We start from the raw sequence: 18,077 nt of genomic DNA, 5'->3' as shown, positions 1-18,077 counted from the left end.
GAGACGGAACACGGAGGGAGGCTGCCGTGAACCACCCCTACGACGACGGTCCCGGCAACCAGGGTTTCCAGTCTGACCGCGACCTCAGCCCCGCTGAGACCGCCGAGCACATCCGTCACCTCGAGCACGAGATCTCCACACTGCGTCAACGGCTGACCGAGACGCCCCGGCACGCCCGAGTGCTGGAACAGCGTCTCGCCGAGACCACGAGCCGGCTGTCCGCGCTCAACGCTCGGAACGAGAAGCTGACCGAGACCCTCAAGGAGGCCCGCGGCCAGCTGGTCGCGCTCCGCGAGGAGGTGGACCGGCTCGCGCAGCCGCCGTCCGGCTACGGGGTCTTCCTCGGCCGGTACGACGACGACACGGTCGACGTCTTCACCTCCGGCCGCCGGATGCGGGTTCCCGTGTCCCCGGCGGTCGAGGGCGAGACGCTGCGCAGCGGCCAGTCCGTCCGGCTCAACGAAGCACTCACCGTGGTCGAGGCCATGGGCTTCGAGCAGGTCGGTGACCTCTACTCGCTGCGGGAGATCATCTCCCGTCCGGGGGAGGACGGGTCGGCCGGTCGCGGTCTGGTCGTCGGCCACTCCGACGAGGAGCGCGTCGTCTGGCTGGCTGCGCCGCTGTTCGAGCTCGGGCAGGAGGAGGGCACCAGCCCGCTCAAGTCCGGTGACTCGGTCATGGTCGACTCGCGGGCGGGCTACGCCTACGAACGGGTCGCCAAGGCCGAGGTCGAGGACCTCGTGCTGGAGGAGGTCCCGGACATCGCCTACTCCGACATCGGTGGCCTGACCCGGCAGATCGAGCAGATCCAGGACGCGGTCGAGCTGCCGTTCCTGCACACCGAGCTCTTCACCCAGTACGAGCTGCGTCCGCCCAAGGGCGTGCTGCTCTACGGGCCGCCCGGCTGCGGGAAGACGCTCATCGCGAAGGCCGTCGCGAACTCGCTGGCGAAGAAGATCGCCAAGCAGCGGGGCGACGACCCGGACGAGGGCCGCGCGTTCTTCCTCAACATCAAGGGCCCCGAGCTGCTCAACAAGTTCGTCGGCGAGACCGAGCGGCACATCCGGCTGATCTTCCAGCGCGCGCGGGAGAAGGCGAGCGCCGGCACCCCGGTGATCGTGTTCTTCGACGAGATGGACTCGATCTTCCGGACCCGTGGTTCGGGTGTGTCCTCCGACGTGGAGACGACGATCGTCCCCCAGCTCCTCGCCGAGATCGACGGCGTCGAGGGCCTGGAGAACGTCATCGTCATCGGCGCCTCGAACCGTGAGGACATGATCGACCCGGCCATCCTGCGCCCGGGCCGGCTCGACGTGAAGATCAAGATCGAACGTCCGGACGCCGAGGGCGCGATCGACATCTTCTCGAAGTACATCACCGACACCCTGCCCATCCACGAGGACGACCTGGCCGAGTTCGGCGGGGACCGGAGCGCCTGCACCTCCGCGATGATCCAGCGGATCGTCGAGCGGATGTACGACGAGTCCGAGGAGAACCGGTTCCTGGAGGTCACCTACGCCAACGGTGACAAGGAGACGCTCTACTTCAAGGACTTCAACTCCGGCGCGATGATCCAGAACATCGTCGACCGCGGGAAGAAGTCCGCGATCAAGGCGGTGCTCGAGTCCGGCCAGCCGGGCCTGCGGGTCCAGCACCTGCTGGACGCGATCGTCGACGAGTTCGCCGAGAACGAGGACCTCCCGAACACGACCAACCCCGACGACTGGGCGCGGATCTCGGGTAAGAAGGGGGAGCGGATCGTCTACATCCGCACCCTGGTCACCGGCAAGAACGACGCCACCGGCCGCGCGATCGACACCGCGTCGAACACCGGCCAGTACCTGTAGGCACGCTCTGCTCGCACGGGCCCCGCCGCATCCCGCGGCGGGGCCCGTCGTGCGTCCGGTGGCGGTGCCCCGGAGGAGTGAGGGCCGGACGAAACGGGCATCCTGTGCAGGGAGCCGTGCACGTCCGTGTCGCGGCCCGCACCACGGAGGACCACACATGGCCGGCATCATCGGGCGGATCACCGCATTCCTGAAGAGCCCGCAGGGACGTCGCTACACCGACCAGGCCAAGCGGATGGCGAGCGATCCGCGCAACCGGCAGAAGGCACAGGACATGCTGCGGCGCTTCCGCGGCAAGCGCTGACCCCTGTCCGATCCGTTCACGACGCCGGGCCGCCCGCGGCCTAGCGTCGTGGGCATGGACACCTCGATCGGCGCCGAGCTCGACATGATCGGCATCGTGGTCACCGACATGACCCGTTCGCTGGCCTTCTACCGTCTGCTGGGGCTGGACTTCCCCGAGGGCTCCGATACCGAGACGCACGTGGAGACCACCCTGCGCGGCGGCCTGAGGCTGGCCCTGGACCTGCAGTCGGCGGTGGAGGGCTTCCACCCGGGCGTCGCGCCGGTCGGCAACGGCCGGGTCGCGCTGGCGTTCCGCTTGCCCAGCGCCGCCGCCGTCGACGAGGCGTGGGGCCGGGTCACGGCGGCCGGGCACACCTCGGTGCTGGACCCGTTCGACGCCCCGTGGGGCCAGCGCTACGCGACCGTCGCCGACCCCGACGGGTCGTCGCTGGACCTGTTCGCCTGGGCCTGACCGACCCGGAGGAGCACGTCACCGCGAGCCGGCCGGCAGGGGGAGCTCCAGTGCGAGCAGCCGCGACGACAGCGACTTGCCGTGCGTGTCGAGCTGGGTCGACACGGTGACCCCGCCGCCGTGGACCCCGGTGCAGACGAACTGCAGACAGCTCACCCGGGGCAGCTCGTAGCGGGTGACCTCGCCGCCGACCCAGCGGCTCAGGCCCGTCCGGACCAGCTGCGGGGTGAGCACGGCGACGAGCAGCGGGTAGGTCGCGTCATCGTGCGGGACCACCGTCAGCGTCGCCACCGTTCCCTTGTCGCCCGCGCGACAGTGCGCGATCTCATGCAGCAGCACGGCCGGCCTCCAGGACGGTGACCCGCGGGACGACGGCCGCACGGGGGACGAGGGTGGACAGCACACCGACGACCTCGTCGAGCCGGGTACGCACGCCGCCCCCGCCCGCCGGGCCGTTGGTGTAGAGCGCCTCGACCTCGTGGGCGAGGACGTCGAGCAGGCCCGGGTCGCGGTGCAGCGCCGCGACCCGCAGCCGGGCGTCGGTGTCGCCGCCGCGGACCTCGATCCGGGGGGCGACGGCGAGCCCGCGGACCCGCTCGGCGACCACGTCGGCGGCCAGCCGGGCCCGGGCGGCGGCGTTCGGGCCCACGTAGGAGATCCCGGCCTCGACGCGGTGCCCGGCCCGGTAGCCGACGCTGACCTTCAGCTCGTCCGGGCGGGCGCGGCCGGTGGCGCCGGAGACGCGGACCCGGTCCGCGCCGTCGTGGTCCACGGAGACGCCACGCAGGTCCAGGACGACGTCGGGGGTGCGGTACCCGGTGGGGTCGGTCACCTCGTAGAGCAGCTGCTCGCGCACCGTGTGTCGGTCGAGGCGGCCGCCGGTGCCGTCGAGCTTGCCGTAGTGGGCACTCCCGTCCGCGGCGACGTCGGCGAACGGGAACCCGAGCTCGGCCAGCCGGGGGACGTCGAGGTGCCCGGGGTCGGCGGCGTACCCGCCGGTCAGCTGCCCTGCGCACTCCAGCAGGTGGCCCACCAGGGTGCCTGCGGCCGCCCGGTCGGGGCGGTCGAGGTCCCAGCCGAGCCGCTGCGCCAACGGCGCGAGGAACAGCGACGGATCCGCCACCCGCCCGGTGACGACCACCGCGGCCCCGGTGTCCAGCGCGGGCGCGATCGCGTCGGCTCCGAGATAGGCGTTGGCCGACACCAGCTCCCCGTGCTCACCCAGCGGGACACCGTCCTCGGCCGCGGGTGCCGCCGGATCGACCACGTCGAGCACGTCGTCGCCGGTCACGACGGCCACCGGGGCCACCGACCCCAGACCGTCGAGGTGCTCGCGGACGATGTGACCGGCCGCGGGAGGGTTCGCCGCGCCCATGTTGGTGAGCAGCCGGACACCACCTGCCAGCAGGTCCGGCAACAGCGCCGTCAGCCGCTGTCCGAGCCGTGGGTCGTACCCGGTGGCCGGGTCGGCGAGACGCCGGAGGTGGCCGAGCGCGATGGTGCGCTCGGCCAGGCACTCCAGGACGAGGTCGTCCAGCCCGCCGCGGCGGACCAGGTCGACGGCAGGCTCGATCCGGTCGCCGGCGAAGCCGGCACCGCTGCCGATCCGGGTGCTCGTCCGGGTCATCGGGTCTCCTCAGATGCTCAGGGCGCCGGTGAGCAGCGCGACGACGGTCATGACGGCGGTGGTGCCGAACGCCCACCCGAACACGAACCGCTGGTGGCGGCCCAGCTCGACGGCGGTGAGCCCCAGCAGGATGAAGGTGGAGGCGGTGAGTGGGCTGAGCGGGAACCCGGAGGTCATCTGGCCCAGGATCGCGGCCCGGGCGACCTCCGCGGGGTCGCCGCCCAGCGCCACCGAGGTCTCCGCCAGCACCGGCAGGACACCGAAGTAGTAGGCGTCCGGGGTGAACACCAGGCTGAGCGGCATCGAGGTCAGCGCCACCGCCACCGGTAGCGCTCCGCCCGCGCCGTCGGGGACGAGCCCGACCAGCGACTGCGCCATCGCGGTGATCATCCCGGCGCCGCCGAGGACACCGGTGAACACACCCGCCGCGAAGATCATCGCGGTCACCAGCACGACGTTGTGGCCGTGCTTCTCGAACAGCGCGCGCTGGCCGTCCCAGGTGGGCCGGTTGACCAGCAGCGCGACGACGAAGGCGCACAGGAACACCACCGGCAGGTCGGCCAGCTGCAGGAGCAGGACCACCACCAGGGCCAGGGTCAGCACGACATTGACCACGAACCTGACCCGGTCGGCCCGCGACCGCACGGCGGGTGCTTCGGCGGCCCCGGGCGCGTCGGCGGGCTCGGGCAGCGCGACGACGCCGAGCCGGGCACGCTCGCGGCGGCCGATCACCCAGGCCGCGACCAGCACCCAGATGATGCCGGCGGCCATGGCGGGCAGCAGCGGCACGAACACGTCGGAGGCGGTGAGGTCGAGGGCGGCCATCGCCCGTGCCGTCGGGCCACCCCAGGGGATCATGTTCATCACCCCGGCGCCGAGGCACACCAGCGCCGCCAGGACGATCCGCCGCATGCCGAGCCGGTCGTAGAGCGGCAGCATGGCGCTCACCATGATCAGGAAGGTGGAGGCGCCGTCACCGTCGAGGGCGACGAGCACGGTCAGCGCGGCCGTACCGACGCAGATCTTCAGCGGGTCCCCGCCCGCCCACCGGACCACCCGGCGGATCGCCGGGTCGAACAGCCCGGTGTCGAGCATCAGGCTGAAGTACAGGATCGCGAAGGTGATCATGATGGCGACCGGCGCGACGGTCTCCAGGCCGGTCGCGACGTACTCGTCCAGCCCGCCGCCCAGCCCGGCGCCGACGGCGGCGGCCGCGGGCACGACGGTCAGCGCCAGGAGCACCGACACCCGCCCGGACAGCACGGCCGCCAGGAACACGGCGATGGTCAGGAATCCGATCGCGGCGAGCATCGTCGACCTCCTCGTCGGCGGGGCGGACCGGCGTCGGCCCGGGGGAACGGTGCGCGCGCGGACCTATGATCGTCAAAGACCGAATCCGGATGGACTGATGCGGTGGGCACATGGATCTGACGTTGCAGCAGCTCAGGGCCGTCGTCGCGGTACACGAGGCGGGTGGGTTCACCGCGGCCTCGGCCGTGCTGCGGACCGCGCAGCCGTCGTTGAGCCGCACGGTCGCCGACGTGGAGCGGCTCCTCGGGGTGCGGCTGTTCGAGCGGACCACCCGGCGGCTGGAGCCGACGCCGGTGGGGGAGACCGTCGTGGCGGCCGCCCGCCGGGCGCTGGACGGTGTCGCGACCGAGCTGCGCCACGTCGAACACGTCCTGGACGGGAGGGCGGGCACCGTGCGGATCGCGACGCTGCCCTCGCTGGCCGCGATCCTGCTCCCCGGGGTGGTGTCGGCGTTCCGGCGGGAGCGGCCGGGTGTGCGCCCGGAGATCTCCGACGCCCTGGCCGACGAGGTGACCGCGCGGGTGCGCTCGGGGCGTGCCGACCTCGCCGTCACCGTGGTGCACGGCCGTGTCCCCGACGACCTCGTGGTCACCCCGGTGGCGGCCGACCGGTTCTGCGCTCTGGTGCCCGCCACCCATCCGCTCGCCGGGCGCAGCACGTTGCGCTGGGCCGAGCTCGACGGCGTCGAGTTCGTCGACTTCGACTCCTCCACGAGCATCCGCCAGCACGTGGACCGCGCCCTGGACGAGTCGGGATGCCGGCCCGGCCGTGGCCTCGCGGCCCGCAACATCGCCGCGGTGGCGGGTCTCGTCGCCGCCGGCCTCGGTGCGACGGCGGTCCCCGGGCTGGTCGTGCCGCTCACCGGTTTCGCCGGGCTGACCGCGGTCCCGCTGACCGACCCGGTCGTGCGACGGCGGATCGCGCTGGTCCTGCCGCGGGGACGGCAGCCGGTCCCGGCCGCCGCCGCCTTCGCCGGGCTGCTCACCGGCTCCGCACGGCGTCCGTCGCTGCCGGCGCACGCCCGGTGGGCGCCACCGGACGGGGCATCCGGCACCGGCGACGGGAGCTAGCGGACGTCGTCGGCGTCCGCGGCGGGGACGGCCCGCAGCGAGCCCGGCGACACCCCGGCCAGGGCGCGGACCTCGCGGGACAGGTGGGGCTGGTCGGCGTAGCCGGTACGGGCGGCGACCTCGGCCGGGGTGACGCCGTCGTACAGCAGGGCGGCCGCGGCCCGGAAGCGCAGCACCCGCCGCGCGACGGCCGGGCCGTAGCCGAGGGTGGCGACGCAGCGCCGGTGCAGCGTGCGGGCGGTGACGCCGAGCCGGTCGGCCAGCTCGGCGGCGGGCACGCCCCCGGCCAGGGCGCCCAGCGCGGCGTGGGGCAGCGGGGCGGGCGTCGGACGGTCCACGGCGGCCGTGCGCAGGGCGAGTGCCAGCCGGGCGAGCCACACGACGTCGCCCCTGCGGTCGCCGCCGGTCCCGGGGGCGTCGGGTCGGAGCAGCCTGCGCCGTCCGGGGTCGAGCACCTCGGAGAGGGGGACGCGGCGGTCGCGCAGCGCGTCCGCCGGGACGCCCAGCAGGGCCGGGAGGGCGCCGGAACGGAACCGCAGGCCGGTGGTCACCCCGCCCGCGGGCGAGGCGGCGAGGTGCGCGGTGGTGTCCGGTCCGGCGACGACGACGTCACCACCGGACAGGAGGAGGTCCATGCAGCCGTCGGGCAGCACCCGCTGGGTGTGCGGCTCGGCACCCGAGCGTGCCTGCCAGGCCACCTCGACGACGGCGCGCAGCGGTCCGGTCGGGGGCGTCTCGGCGTAGCTGCGCACCGCGCCAGCCTACGGACGCGGCACGGCCCCGGTACCGGCGTCGCCGGTCCGGGGCCGTGGCCGCGTGTGCGGAGCTCAGGAGGCGCGCAGGACCGCCTCGATCTCCAGCTCGACGCTGACCTTGTCGCCGACCACGACGCCGCCGCCGTCCATCGGCATCTCGATGTCGACACCGAACTCCGAGCGCTTGATGGTGGTGGTCGCGGTGAAGCCGGCGCGGGTGCCGCCGTAGGCGTCCGGGCCGAAGCCGTTGACCTCGAGGGCGAACTCGACGGGGCGGGTGACGCCCTTGATGGTCAGGTCGCCGGCCAGGACGTAGTCGTCGCCGCCCTTGGCGACGAGGCCGGTGGAGCGGAAGGTCCACTCCGGGTACTTCTCCACGTCGAAGAAGTCGGCGGAGCGGATGTGGCCGTCGCGCTGCTCCTGGCCGGTCGTGATCGAGGTGGCGTCCACGGTCGCGGTCACGCTGGAGTCCTGGAAGCGTTCGGCGGTGACGAGCTCGCCGGTCACACCGGTGAAACGGCCCCGGACCTTGCTGACCATCATGTGACGGACGGAGAAGGAGACGTCGGAGTGCGCAGCGTCGATGTCCCAGGTGCCGACGACGTAGCCGGGGATGGCGGTGGCGGTGGTCATGATCTCTCCCGAAGAACTAGTTGAACTCTCACTTGTTGAGAGCGATACTAGAACCAACGGATCGAACGTCCAAATGTTTCGGAGGGTGCTGTGGGTCACACACGCTGGCTCGACGACGAGGAGCAGCGCACCTGGCGCGCCTTCCTGGCCGCGCAGCGGCTGGTCTCGGAGAAGGTCGAGCGACGGCTGCAGTCCGGGGCCGGGATGCCCCAGGCCTACTACGAGATCCTGGTCCGGCTGTCCGAGGCGCCGGAGCGGACCCTGCGGATGAGCGTCCTCGCGGACTCCGCGCTGTCCTCGCGCAGCCGGGTGTCGCACGCGGTGGCCCGGATGGAGGAGGCGGGCTGGATCGAACGGCGGTCGTGCCCCACCGACCGGCGTGGCCAGCTCGCCCATCTGACCGACCGCGGCTTCGAGGTCCTGGCCGGCGCCGCCCCGGACCACGTCGAGAGCGTCCGCGAGGCGGTGTTCGACGGCCTGACCCCTGCTCAGCAGGCCGGGTTGCGCGAGGCCTGCGAGGCCGTCGTCGCCCACCTGTCCGGTGGCGGGGAGTGGCCGGTGACCCGGGACTCGGGACCGGACGGCCCGAGCCCGGCTCAGGCGTCCTAGGCTGGGCACATGCCTCATTTCGACGTCGTCGTACTCGGAGCCGGACCCGGTGGATACGTGGCGGCCATCCGTGCCGCCCAGCTCGGCCGCAGTGTGGCGGTGATCGAGGAGAAGTACTGGGGCGGTGTCTGTCTCAACGTGGGCTGCATCCCGTCCAAGGCGCTGCTGCGCAACGCCGAGATCGCGCACATCGTCACCAAGGAGCAGAAGACCTTCGGCCTGTCCGGTGAGGTGTCGCTCGACTTCGGCGCCGCCTTCGACCGCAGCCGTTCGGTCGCGGACGGGCGCGTCAAGGGCGTGCACTTCCTGATGAAGAAGAACAAGATCACCGAGTTCGACGGGTTCGGCCGGTTCACCAAGCCGGGCGAGATCGAGGTCGAGCTGTCGAAGGGCGGCAACGAGACCGTCACCTACGACGACGTGATCATCGCGGCGGGGTCCACGGTCAAGCTGCTGCCGGGCACGGAGCTCTCCGACCGTGTCGTCACCTACGAGGAGCAGATCCTCACCCGTGAGCTGCCGGAGAGCGTGATCATCGCCGGTGCCGGTGCGATCGGCGTCGAGTTCGCGTTCGTGCTGGCGAACTACGGCGTCGACGTCACCATCGTCGAGTACCTGGACCGCCTGCTCCCGCTCGAGGACGCGGACGTGTCCAAGGAGCTGGCCAAGGCCTACAAGAAGCTCGGCGTCACGGTGCGGACCTCCACCAAGGTCGAGTCCATCACCGACGACGGCAAGGGCGTCACCGTCTCGGTCTCCTCCGCCAAGGGCAGCGAGGAGCTGCGCGCGGACAAGGTCGTGCAGGCCATCGGCTTCGCGCCCCGGGTCGACGGCTACGGCCTGGACAAGCTCGGCGTGAACCTCACCGAGCGCGGCGCGATCGAGATCGACGACTACATGCGCACCAGCGTGGAGCACGTCTACGCGATCGGTGACGTCACCGCCAAGCTCATGCTCGCCCACGTCGCCGAGGCGCAGGGCATCGTCGCCGCCGAGACCCTGGCGGGCGCCGAGACCCAGGAGCTGGACTACAAGATGATGCCGCGCGCGACCTTCTGCAATCCGCAGGTCGCGTCGTTCGGCTACACCGAGGCCGAGGCCCGGCAGCTGGCCGACGAGAAGGGCTGGAAGGTCAACACCGCGACCTTCCCGTTCACCGCGAACGGCAAGGCGCACGGCCTGGCCGAGCCGGCAGGCTTCGTGAAGCTGATCGCCGACGACACCTACGGCGAGCTGCTCGGCGGGCACATCATCGGCGCCGAGGCGACCGAGCTGCTGCCCGAGCTGACCCTGGCCCAGAAGTGGGACCTGACCGTCCACGAGATGGCGCGCAACGTGCATGCGCACCCGACCCTGTCGGAGTGCCTGCAGGAGGCGATCCACGGCCTGGCCGGCCACATGATCAACTTCTGACGACGGCCGCGACGGGCCCGCATCCCCACCCCGGGGTGCGGGCCCGTCGGCGTACCGGGGGTCAGGACCTGCGGGCGTCCGGCTCGCGCCGGGCCGTGTGCTCGCGACGCGTGGTCGAGCTCGCGGCGACGCGCTGCTCGTGCCGCTCGGCGGCCAGTGCCGCCTCCACCGCGGCCTGCACGGCGGCGGTGTTGACATCGGGATCGATCAGCCTGGCGGCGGCGAGGGATCGGGCCGAGACCGAGATGCTGACCATGGTGGCTCCTGGAACTGTCGCGTGGTGGGTGTGGTGGTCCGTCGGGGAGGCCTCACGCTGGGCCCTTCCCGGGGTGGCGTCGCGCGACCCGCTCGGCATGGACCGATTCAGGTACCGGTGTGGGTGACATATGTTACCCACTGGTAAACGCGCTGGCCCGAGGACTTTAACGGACGAGATCTGTCAGGAGGAGGCGGGTGACGTAGAGGCCGTCGGGGACCCAGGGCCGGTCCGGGGTGCCGACCCGGGCCACCAGCTCGTCGAGGGTCCACCAGCCGCCCTCGGCCACCTCCGAGGGCTGGTGGGTCACCGGGCCGTCGGAGAAGGCGCGGTAGACGTGCACGTGGGCCCGCAGCCCGTCCGGGCCGGTGCCGGGCCCGGTGTCGACGCCCAGCGCGGCGGCGTCGAAGGGGACCACGGCGAGCTTCTCCAGCGGCACGCCGGTCACGCCGAGCTCCTCGCCCAGCTCGCGGGCGGCGCCGGCGTCGGGCGTCTCGCCCTCGTCGAGGACCCCGCCGGCCAGGCAGTCCCACATCCCCGCCATGACCAGCTTGGTGTCGGTGCGCCGGTGCACGTAGGCCCGCGTGCCGTCGGCCGAGCGGAGCAGGACCGCCGTCGTCGCGTGCCACAGCGAGCGCGCGTAGACCTCGCCGCGCTCGGCGACGCCGGTGGGCGTGCCCTCGTCGTCGAAGACGGTCAGGCGCTCACGTGCGGGATCGGTCACGCCACGATGATCCCGCCGGGCCGCGGTGCACCCCGGACCGGGGCGCGGACGGTTAGTCTCGTGCAATGCACTCTCGCGCAGGGGGCCGGTCGTGACGGCCCGCCGGATCATGGGCACCGAGGTGGAGTACGGCATCGCCGTGCCGGGTGACCCCACCGCGAACCCCGTCGTCACCTCGACGCAGGTGGTGCTCGCCTACGCCGCCGCGGCGGACGTGCCCCGCAACCGTCGGGCGCGCTGGGACTACGAGGTCGAGTCGCCGCTGCGCGACGCCCGCGGGTTCGACCTGTCGGCGCCGTCGCTGGCGCCGCAGCTCGACACCGACCTCGACGACCTCGGTGCGGCGAACGTCATCCTCACCAACGGTGCGCGGTTCTACGTCGACCACGCCCACCCGGAGTACTCCACGCCCGAGGTCCTGTCCCCGCGCGATGTCGTGACCTGGGACAAGGCCGGCGAGCGGATCATGCTGGAGGCGGCGAACCGCGCGGCCACCGTGCCGGGCGCGCCGCGGATGCAGCTGTACAAGAACAACGTCGACGGCAAGGGCGCCAGCTACGGCTCCCACGAGAACTACCTGATGGCCCGCTCGACGACGTTCCCGTCGATCGTCACCGGGCTGACCCCGTTCTTCGTGACCCGCCAGGTCGTCTGCGGTGCCGGCCGGGTCGGCCTGGGCCAGCAGGGCGACGAGGCCGGCTACCAGATCGCCCAGCGCTCGGACTACGTCGAGGTCGAGGTCGGCCTGGAGACCACGCTCAAGCGCGGCATCATCAACACCCGCGACGAGCCGCACGCCGACGCCGACAAGTACCGCCGCCTGCACGTCATCATCGGCGACGCGAACCTGTCCGAGGTCGCGACGCTGCTCAAGGTCGGCACCACCGCCCTGGTCCTCGACATGATCGAGAAGGGGCGCTCGTTCGAGGACCTGCGCCTGGCCGAGCCGGTGAAGTCGGTCTCGCGGATCAGCCACGACCCGACGCTGCAGCGGACCGTCCCGCTGGCCGACGGCCGTCACCTCACCGCGGTGCAGATCCAGCAGGAGTACCTGGCCCGCGCGGTCGAGCACCTGGAGCAGACGGTCTCCCCGCGCCGCGAGGAGTGGGACCCCGACACCCGCGAGGTCGTGGAGGAGTGGGAGTCGGTGCTGGTCGACCTGGAGCGCGACCCGATGCTGACCGCCGACCGGCTCGACTGGACGGCCAAGCTCAAGCTGCTCGAGGCCTACCGCGAGCGCGACGGCCTGACCTGGGCGTCGGGCCGGCTCGGGATGGTCGACCTGCAGTACTCCGACGTCCGGCTGGCGAAGGGCCTCTACAACCGGCTGGTCACCCGAGGGTCGATGCGGCGGCTGGTCACCGAGGAGCAGGTCGCCGCGGCGATGACGGAGCCGCCCGAGGACACCCGGGCCTACTTCCGCGGCACCTGCATGGGCCGGTTCCCGGTCGAGGTCGCCGCCGCGTCGTGGGACTCGGTGATCTTCGACCTGGGGCGCGAGTCCCTGGTCCGGATCCCGACGCTGGAGCCGCTGCGCGGAACCCGCAAGCACGTGGGGGAGCTGTTCGAGGCGGTGTCGACGGCCGAGGAGCTGGTCGACAAGCTCACCGCCTCCTGAGCCGTCCCGCCGGGAAGCGGATCACACGCCGCTGCGCAACAGGCGATTTTGTCGCCCCCGGTAGGTAGGGTGAACACGCAGGCAATTCTCTGCGAGGAGATCTGCAAGGAGGAGCGTCATGTCCCAGGAGCAGACCAAGCGCCAGGGTGGCGGCGACGGAGACGACGAGTCCGGCGAGAACGCGTCCGGATCCGGCCAGGAGCGCCGCGAGAAGCTCGGTGAGGACGTCGACACCATCCTCGACGAGATCGACGACGTGCTGGAGGAGAACGCGGAGGACTTCGTGCGGTCCTACGTGCAGAAGGGCGGTGAGTGAGCTCCACGGGGCCATTCACCGTGCCGCACCCCGGCACCAGCAGTACCGTCCCGGCCGGGTCCGCACCTGCGGGCCCGGCCGTGCCGGAAGGGCCGCCGACCCCCGCCGAGGTGGGGGAGCGGGACCCCCGGCGCACGCAGTTCGAACGAAAGGCACGTCCGAGAGATGGAGTTCCGGCCGTCGGTCACCTCCGGGCTGGTGCCCGGGCACCACACGGGTCAGCTCGGCACCTTCCTGACCGGGTCGCAGTCGTTCTCCGACTTCGTCGGCGGCGCGGCCCCGCACCTGCTCCCCGGCGCGGGCCGGGACCGGACAGCCGGTCCCGGCACCTCCGCCGACGCCCTGGGCGTCCCGCACGGCACCACGATCGTCGCGCTGCTGTTCTCCGGCGGCGTCGTGATCGCCGGTGACCGGCGCGCGACCGCGGGCAACGTGATCGCCCAGCGCGACATCGAGAAGGTGTTCGTCACCGACACCCACTCCGCGGTCGGCATCGCCGGCTCCGCGGGGATCGCGCTGGAGATGGTCCGGCTGTTCTCGGTGGACCTCGAGCACTACGAGAAGCTCGAGGGTGTCCCGCTCTCGCTGGACGGCAAGGCCAACAAGCTCGCGGGGATGGTCCGCCAGAACCTGGGCGCGGCGATGCAGGGCTTCGTCGTCGTCCCGCTGTTCGCGGGCTACGACACCGACGCCGCCGACCCGGCCCAGGCCGGCCGGATCGTCACCTTCGATCCCACCGGCGGCCGGTACGACGAGAACCTCGGCTTCCACGCCGTGGGATCGGGCTCGGTGTTCGCCAAGTCCTCGCTGAAGAAGCTGCACGACCCGGCCGCGGACTTCGACGGTGCGGTGCGCACCGCGATCGAGGCGCTCTACGACGCCGCGGACGACGACACCGCCACCGGTGGGCCGGACACGGTGCGGCGCATCTACCCGGTGGTCGTCGGCATCACCGCCGAGGGCGCCGTGCGCCGCGACGAGGCCGAGATCGCCGCCGTCGTCGACCAGGTGATCGCCGGGCGCCGGGAGCGCCCGGGCGGCCCGTCCCGCTGACCCCCTCCCCGCACGAAGCACGAGCCTGGAGCGCCTCCCCATGACGATGCCGTTCTACTCCTCCGTCGACCAGCTGCTGCGCGACCGTTCCGAGCTGGCCCGCAAGGGCATCTCGCGCGGCCGCAGCGTGGTCGTGCTGACCTACGCCGGTGGCGTGCTGTTCGTCGCGGAGAACCGGTCGACGGCCCTGCACAAGGTCTCCGAGATCTACGACAAGATCGGCTTCGCCGCGGTCGGCCGGTACAACGAGTTCGAGAACCTGCGCACCGGCGGGATCCGGATGGCCGACTTCCGCGGGTTCACCTACGACCGGCGCGACGTGACCGGCCGGATGCTGGCCAACGCCTACGCCCAGGCGCTGGGCACGGCGTTCGTCGAGCAGCAGAAGCCGTTCGAGGTGGAACTGTGCGTCGCCGAGGTGGGTGTCGAGGCCTCCGGGGACCAGCTGTACCGGATCACCTACGACGGCTCGATCACCGACGAGCCGCGGTTCGTCGTCATGGGCGGGCAGACCGAGCCGATCTCCCAGAAGCTCTCCGAGACCTACGCGCACGGCCTGGAGCTGGGCGCGGCGATCGAGGTCGCGCTCGGCGGGCTGCAGGTGCCCGGGGCGGACCCGGCGTCGCCCGGCAACGGCGCGAACGCACAGCCGCGGGTCCTGGGTGCCGAGGCGCTCGAGGTCGCGGTGCTCGACCGGACCCGCCCGCGGCGGACCTTCCGTCGTCTCGAGGGTGCGGCGCTGGCGGACCTGCTGCCGGCCGTGAACCGCGGCACCGAGGAGCCGGAGCCCGACGTGGCGGGCGGGGACGACAGCCCGGCCGCCGGTGGGGCGCTGGGTGGGGACGGGGCGTCCTGACCCGCTTCTCCGCGACCACCGCGTCCGAGGCCGTCGTCACGGCCTCGCGTGACGACGTCTGGCGCGTCCTGACCGACCCCGCTGTGCTGCCGACGTTGACGCCGCTGCTCAACCGGATCGAGGCCGACTCCGCGCGGGACGCGGCCGTCGACGGCTACGAGCTGTGGCGCTGGCACATGGTGCGAATCGCGGTGCTCGGAGTGGGCATCAAGCCGGTGTTCACCGAGCGGATGACCTTCGTCGAGGGCAAGCGGATCGAGTTCACCCACGCACCGCCCGCCGGGGCCACCGAGTGGGCGGGTGCGGAGGGCTACTACGCGTTGAGCGACGCCGAGCCGGAACCGGACGGCACGCCCGCGACACATCTGGAGATCTCGCTGACCGTCGACGTCGACATGCCGCTGTCGCGGCTCGCGGCGCCGGTGGTGACCCGCACGATGAAGGCGACGATGGACGTGACCGGGGACCGGTTCGGAGCGAACCTGCTGCGTCGCCTGGGGGCCCGCGAGCGCTAGTCCCGTCGGGGCTCGACCGGCGCCCCCTGCCGTGCGGTGCCTCCGGCCCGTGGAACCCGTGGCATGATTGAGCCATCAACCAACTGGGGGACCGGATGAGCGAGATCATCTTCGGCATGGACACCTTCGGCGACGTCCCGGTGGGCGACGACGGGACGCTGCTGTCGCACCCGCAGGCCATCCGTCAGGTCGTCGACGAGGTGGTGTTGGCCGACGGGGTGGGCGTCGACGTCGTCGCGCTGGGGGAGCACCACCGCCCCGAGTACGCGATCTCCACCCCGGAGACGGTGCTCGCCGGGATCGCGACCCGGACCTCCCGGATCCGGCTGTCCTCCGGCGTCACCGTGCTGAGCTCGGACGACCCGGTGCGGGTGTACCAGCGTTTCGCCACGCTCGACGCGCTGTCCGACGGACGCGCCGAGGTGATCGTGGGCCGTGGCTCGTTCACCGAGTCCTTCCCGCTGTTCGGCTACTCCATGGACGACTACGAGCGGCTGTTCGAGGAGAAGCTCGAGCTGTTCGTGCAGCTCCTCGACGAGAAGCCGGTGACCTGGCCGGGTGGGACCCGCGCCGCGATCGACGGCCTCGAGGTCTTCCCGACGACGGGCCGCCGGCTGCCCGTGTGGGTCGGCGTCGGCGGCTCGCCGGAGTCGGTGGTGCGCACCGCCCGCCACGACCTCGGCCTGATGCTGGCCATCATCGGCGGTCCCGCCGGACGGTTCGCGCCCTACGTCGACCTCTACCACCGCGCCGTCGAGCAGTTCGGGCACGCGGCGAAGCCGGTGGGCATGCACTCGCCGGGCTTCGTCGCCGACACCGACGCCGAGGCGAAGGAGATCTTCTTCGCCCCGTACAAGGCGCAGATGGACCGGATCGGTGCCCAGCGCGGCTGGCCCCCGCTGGACCGCGCCCGGTTCGAGGCCGAGATCTCCGGCGGGGCGCTGCACGTCGGGTCCCCGGAGACGGTGGCCCGCCGCATCGCCGACTCGGTGCGGTCGCTGGGCGCCCAGCGCTTCGACCTGATCTACACCGTCGGCCCGCAGCCGATCTCGGCCCGCCTCCGTGCCGTCGAGCTGTACGGCACCCGCGTGATCCCCATGGTCCGCGACATGCTCGCCTGAGCGGATCCACACCCGCCCCCGGGCAGCCACACCCGTTGCGACGGGTGTGGATGGCGGCCAGGGGGTGTGGGTGCGGGCTGGTGGTGGGCTGCGGTCAGGTGGGGATGATGCGGGCCGCCGCGGCGCGCAGGCCGTCGACCAGGGCGCGCAGCGCGGGCAGGTCGGCGTCGGACCCGCGGGTGGCCAGCACCAGTGAGCGGCCCGCCGCGGGCCGGCAGGGGAGCAGCCGGACGCCGTCGTCGGCCGTGACCGGGACCGGTCCGGTGCCGCCGGGGACGGCCGACCCCGCCACCGCCATGCCCGGGACCAGCGCGATCGCGAGCCGCGCGCGGACCAGTGCCAGCTGGGTGGCGAAGTCACCGACCCGGTAGCGGATGTCCGGCTCGAACCCGACGCCGCGCAGCAGCTGCAGCAGCGCCGCGTAGGGCTCGGTGCCGACCGGGCCGGAGGTCCACACCCGCCCGGCCAGGGTGCGCAGCGGCACCGGGTCGGGCCCGGTGAGCGGGTCGTCGGCGGGGACGGCGAGCATCGCGGGCTCGGTGGCCAGTGCGGTCACCCGGATCCCGGCGGGCAGCCGGGCCGGGGCCTGCGTCCAGCTCTCCATGAGCACCGCGTCCAGGTCGCGGGACTGCAGGGCGGGCAGCAGGTCGACGACCTCGCCGTCGTCGACGGTGGGGACCAGCCGGGGGTGTGCGGCGGCCAGCCCGTCGATGACCTCGGGCAGCAGCGTGCGCAGCGCGCTCGCGACCGAGCCGATCCGCAGCGGTCCGGCGGCGTCGTCGTGCAGGGCGGCGAGGTCGCGCTCGGCACCGGCGACGGTCGCCGCCGCGGCGGCCGCGTGCCCGGCCAGCACGTGCCCGGCGGCGGTGAGTCGGATGCCGCGCCCGTCCGGTTCGACGAGCCGGGTGCCGGTCTCGCGTTCGAGCTTGCGCAGCTGCTGGGTCACCGCCGGCCCGGTGATGTGCAGTGCGGCCGCGGCGGCGCCGACCGAGCCGTGCTCGGCGACGGCATCGAACACGCGCAGCCGGTCCCAGGAAATCACAAAGCCTAGCTTAGCGGTATCGGGTAGGAACAATCATTGGATCTTCGCGGTGCGGAGAGGGATCGTGGATCACGTGAACGCACGCACCGCCCCCGACCCGCACTCCGCCCTGCTCCTGCTCGCCGGCGCCTCCGTCCTGGCCTGGACCGGCATCCTCGTCGCGATGGCGGGTACCGACCCGGCGACGGCGTCGTTCTGGCGGTGCGTGCTCGCCCTGGTCGTGCTGGGGTCCGTGGGTCTGTAACGAGAACGGTGGTTCCGGCGATGTTGTCAGTAGTGCTCGGCGCCCGGCCAGCGGTCACCGAAAGTGATGGCGAAGGCGTTGAGGACTGGCTTCCAGCGCATCATCCATCGGGTGTGGCCTCGTCCGGTCGGGTCGAGGCTGCGGGTGACGAGGCTGCGGGTGACAAGGTACAGACATTTCATCGCGGCCTGCTCGCTGGGGAAATGCCCTCGCGCTCGGACCGCTCGCCGGTAGCGGGCGTTCAACGATTCGATCGCGTTCGTCGTACAGATCACCCTCCGGACCTCGATGTCGTAGTCGAGGAACGGCA

Annotated in this window: 22 protein-coding genes; 13 read left to right on the top strand and 9 right to left on the bottom strand. The window is 72.5% G+C overall.

Annotated elements, in window-relative coordinates:
• The first annotated feature begins 26 nt into the window (after positions 1-26).
• The 3 genes from arc (at position 27) to FVA95_RS05020 (ending at position 2,604) form a co-directional block, all read left to right on the top strand.
• Positions 27-1,847: a proteasome ATPase gene (gene arc / locus FVA95_RS05025; RefSeq protein WP_149663156.1), complete on the top strand. Its 1,821-nt coding sequence runs from the start codon at positions 27-29 to the stop codon at positions 1,845-1,847.
• A 157-nt stretch (positions 1,848-2,004) separates the two neighbouring features.
• Positions 2,005-2,151 (top strand): hypothetical protein, encoded by a 147-nt coding sequence (locus tag FVA95_RS31475; protein WP_020624749.1) that lies wholly within the window; start codon positions 2,005-2,007, stop codon positions 2,149-2,151.
• A 54-nt stretch (positions 2,152-2,205) separates the two neighbouring features.
• On the top strand, positions 2,206-2,604 hold the full coding sequence (locus FVA95_RS05020) for a VOC family protein (protein ID WP_149663155.1): 399 nt from the start codon (positions 2,206-2,208) through the stop codon (positions 2,602-2,604).
• An 18-nt stretch (positions 2,605-2,622) separates the two neighbouring features.
• Here the strand turns inward: FVA95_RS05020 and FVA95_RS05015 are convergent, their stop codons facing one another.
• From FVA95_RS05015 to FVA95_RS05005, 3 genes are read right to left on the bottom strand one after another with little or no spacing between them, the layout of a single operon-like run.
• Positions 2,623-2,943, bottom strand: coding sequence for a hypothetical protein (locus FVA95_RS05015; protein WP_149663154.1), 321 nt, complete (start codon positions 2,941-2,943; stop codon positions 2,623-2,625).
• Positions 2,930-4,231 (bottom strand): acyclic terpene utilization AtuA family protein, encoded by a 1,302-nt coding sequence (locus FVA95_RS05010; RefSeq protein ID WP_149663153.1) that lies wholly within the window; start codon positions 4,229-4,231, stop codon positions 2,930-2,932. Before FVA95_RS05010 ends, FVA95_RS05015 begins: the two co-directional genes overlap by 14 nt.
• A 9-nt stretch (positions 4,232-4,240) precedes the next feature.
• Positions 4,241-5,542 carry a CitMHS family transporter gene (locus FVA95_RS05005; RefSeq protein ID WP_149663152.1) on the bottom strand — a complete coding sequence of 434 codons (1,302 nt, stop codon included), beginning with the start codon at positions 5,540-5,542 and terminating at the stop codon, positions 4,241-4,243.
• 110 nt (positions 5,543-5,652) lie between these two features.
• Here FVA95_RS05005 and FVA95_RS05000 point away from each other — a divergent pair, with 110 nt between their 5' ends.
• On the top strand, positions 5,653-6,612 hold the full coding sequence (locus FVA95_RS05000) for a LysR family transcriptional regulator (protein WP_149663151.1): 960 nt from the start codon (positions 5,653-5,655) through the stop codon (positions 6,610-6,612).
• On the opposite strand, the gene FVA95_RS04995 is transcribed toward FVA95_RS05000, so the two are convergent.
• Positions 6,609-7,364, bottom strand: a complete 756-nt coding sequence (locus tag FVA95_RS04995; RefSeq protein WP_205015762.1) for a helix-turn-helix domain-containing protein — start codon at positions 7,362-7,364, stop codon at positions 6,609-6,611. The two genes, FVA95_RS05000 and FVA95_RS04995, sit on opposite strands and share 4 nt — an antisense overlap.
• Before the next feature lie 75 nt (positions 7,365-7,439).
• Positions 7,440-8,000 (bottom strand): YceI family protein, encoded by a 561-nt coding sequence (locus FVA95_RS04990; protein ID WP_149663150.1) that lies wholly within the window; start codon positions 7,998-8,000, stop codon positions 7,440-7,442.
• 90 nt (positions 8,001-8,090) lie between these two features.
• On the opposite strand from FVA95_RS04990, the gene FVA95_RS04985 reads away from it, so the two are divergent.
• Together FVA95_RS04985 and lpdA are read left to right on the top strand one after the other, a co-directional pair.
• A complete protein-coding gene (locus tag FVA95_RS04985; RefSeq protein ID WP_020626582.1) occupies positions 8,091-8,609 on the top strand; it encodes a MarR family winged helix-turn-helix transcriptional regulator in 519 nt (172 codons plus the stop codon).
• 9 nt (positions 8,610-8,618) lie between these two features.
• Positions 8,619-10,022 (top strand): dihydrolipoyl dehydrogenase, encoded by a 1,404-nt coding sequence (gene lpdA / locus FVA95_RS04980; protein ID WP_149663149.1) that lies wholly within the window; start codon positions 8,619-8,621, stop codon positions 10,020-10,022.
• A gap of 61 nt (positions 10,023-10,083) precedes the next feature.
• Here the strand turns inward: lpdA and FVA95_RS04975 are convergent, their stop codons facing one another.
• Entirely contained in the window at positions 10,084-10,278 is a 195-nt protein-coding gene (locus tag FVA95_RS04975; protein WP_020626584.1) for a hypothetical protein, read from the bottom strand.
• Positions 10,279-10,444: 166 nt separating this feature from the next.
• The gene (locus tag FVA95_RS04970; protein ID WP_205015761.1) at positions 10,445-11,002 is read right to left on the bottom strand and encodes an NUDIX domain-containing protein; all 558 of its coding nucleotides are present in this window, start codon (positions 11,000-11,002) and stop codon (positions 10,445-10,447) included.
• Positions 11,003-11,111: 109 nt separating this feature from the next.
• On the opposite strand from FVA95_RS04970, the gene dop reads away from it, so the two are divergent.
• The 6 genes from dop to FVA95_RS04940 all read left to right on the top strand — a co-directional run bounded on the left by dop (position 11,112) and on the right by FVA95_RS04940 (position 16,481).
• A complete protein-coding gene (gene dop, locus FVA95_RS04965; RefSeq protein WP_075311775.1) occupies positions 11,112-12,620 on the top strand; it encodes a depupylase/deamidase Dop in 1,509 nt (502 codons plus the stop codon).
• A gap of 118 nt (positions 12,621-12,738) precedes the next feature.
• On the top strand, positions 12,739-12,936 hold the full coding sequence (locus FVA95_RS04960; protein WP_020626587.1) for a ubiquitin-like protein Pup: 198 nt from the start codon (positions 12,739-12,741) through the stop codon (positions 12,934-12,936).
• A gap of 165 nt (positions 12,937-13,101) precedes the next feature.
• Complete coding sequence (gene prcB / locus FVA95_RS04955) at positions 13,102-13,989, top strand: proteasome subunit beta (RefSeq protein WP_149663147.1); 888 nt, start codon at positions 13,102-13,104, stop codon at positions 13,987-13,989.
• A 40-nt stretch (positions 13,990-14,029) separates the two neighbouring features.
• Complete coding sequence (gene prcA / locus FVA95_RS04950) at positions 14,030-14,845, top strand: proteasome subunit alpha (protein ID WP_149663146.1); 816 nt, start codon at positions 14,030-14,032, stop codon at positions 14,843-14,845.
• 83 nt (positions 14,846-14,928) lie between these two features.
• The gene (locus FVA95_RS04945; protein WP_060711847.1) at positions 14,929-15,360 is read left to right on the top strand and encodes a hypothetical protein; all 432 of its coding nucleotides are present in this window, start codon (positions 14,929-14,931) and stop codon (positions 15,358-15,360) included.
• Between the two features lie 95 nt (positions 15,361-15,455).
• On the top strand, positions 15,456-16,481 hold the full coding sequence (locus tag FVA95_RS04940) for an LLM class flavin-dependent oxidoreductase (RefSeq protein WP_149663145.1): 1,026 nt from the start codon (positions 15,456-15,458) through the stop codon (positions 16,479-16,481).
• Between the two features lie 94 nt (positions 16,482-16,575).
• Here the strand turns inward: FVA95_RS04940 and FVA95_RS04935 are convergent, their stop codons facing one another.
• Positions 16,576-17,523, bottom strand: a complete 948-nt coding sequence (locus FVA95_RS04935; protein WP_149663144.1) for a LysR family transcriptional regulator — start codon at positions 17,521-17,523, stop codon at positions 16,576-16,578.
• Between the two features lie 73 nt (positions 17,524-17,596).
• Between FVA95_RS04935 and FVA95_RS30725 the strand changes: the two genes are divergently transcribed.
• A complete protein-coding gene (locus FVA95_RS30725) occupies positions 17,597-17,767 on the top strand; it encodes a hypothetical protein (protein WP_161992200.1) in 171 nt (56 codons plus the stop codon).
• 26 nt (positions 17,768-17,793) lie between these two features.
• Here FVA95_RS30725 and FVA95_RS04930 read toward each other — a convergent pair.
• A partial coding sequence (locus tag FVA95_RS04930; protein WP_149663143.1) for a transposase occupies positions 17,794-18,077 on the bottom strand: 284 nt, incomplete at its 5' end.

This window comes from Pseudonocardia sp. EV170527-09 (assembly GCF_008369905.1).
In the GTDB taxonomy this organism is placed as follows: domain Bacteria; phylum Actinomycetota; class Actinomycetes; order Mycobacteriales; family Pseudonocardiaceae; genus Pseudonocardia.
This window is presented reverse-complemented; position numbering and strand designations above follow the sequence as displayed.

Excerpts from the sequence above, each read along its gene's own strand:
- FVA95_RS31475 (WP_020624749.1), top strand. The coding sequence starts at position 2,005 with ATGGCCGGCATCATCGGGCGGATCACCGCATTCCTGAAGAGCCCGCAG.
- FVA95_RS05020 (WP_149663155.1), top strand. The coding sequence starts at position 2,206 with ATGGACACCTCGATCGGCGCCGAGCTCGACATGATCGGCATCGTGGTC.
- FVA95_RS05010 (WP_149663153.1), bottom strand. The coding sequence starts at position 4,231 with ATGACCCGGACGAGCACCCGGATCGGCAGCGGTGCCGGCTTCGCCGGC.
- FVA95_RS05005 (WP_149663152.1), bottom strand. The coding sequence starts at position 5,542 with ATGCTCGCCGCGATCGGATTCCTGACCATCGCCGTGTTCCTGGCGGCC.
- FVA95_RS05000 (WP_149663151.1), top strand. The coding sequence starts at position 5,653 with ATGGATCTGACGTTGCAGCAGCTCAGGGCCGTCGTCGCGGTACACGAG.
- FVA95_RS04990 (WP_149663150.1), bottom strand. The coding sequence starts at position 8,000 with ATGACCACCGCCACCGCCATCCCCGGCTACGTCGTCGGCACCTGGGAC.
- lpdA (WP_149663149.1), top strand. The coding sequence starts at position 8,619 with ATGCCTCATTTCGACGTCGTCGTACTCGGAGCCGGACCCGGTGGATAC.
- FVA95_RS04975 (WP_020626584.1), bottom strand. The coding sequence starts at position 10,278 with ATGGTCAGCATCTCGGTCTCGGCCCGATCCCTCGCCGCCGCCAGGCTG.
- dop (WP_075311775.1), top strand. The coding sequence starts at position 11,112 with ATGGGCACCGAGGTGGAGTACGGCATCGCCGTGCCGGGTGACCCCACC.
- FVA95_RS04960 (WP_020626587.1), top strand. The coding sequence starts at position 12,739 with ATGTCCCAGGAGCAGACCAAGCGCCAGGGTGGCGGCGACGGAGACGAC.
- prcB (WP_149663147.1), top strand. The coding sequence starts at position 13,102 with ATGGAGTTCCGGCCGTCGGTCACCTCCGGGCTGGTGCCCGGGCACCAC.
- prcA (WP_149663146.1), top strand. The coding sequence starts at position 14,030 with ATGACGATGCCGTTCTACTCCTCCGTCGACCAGCTGCTGCGCGACCGT.
- FVA95_RS04940 (WP_149663145.1), top strand. The coding sequence starts at position 15,456 with ATGAGCGAGATCATCTTCGGCATGGACACCTTCGGCGACGTCCCGGTG.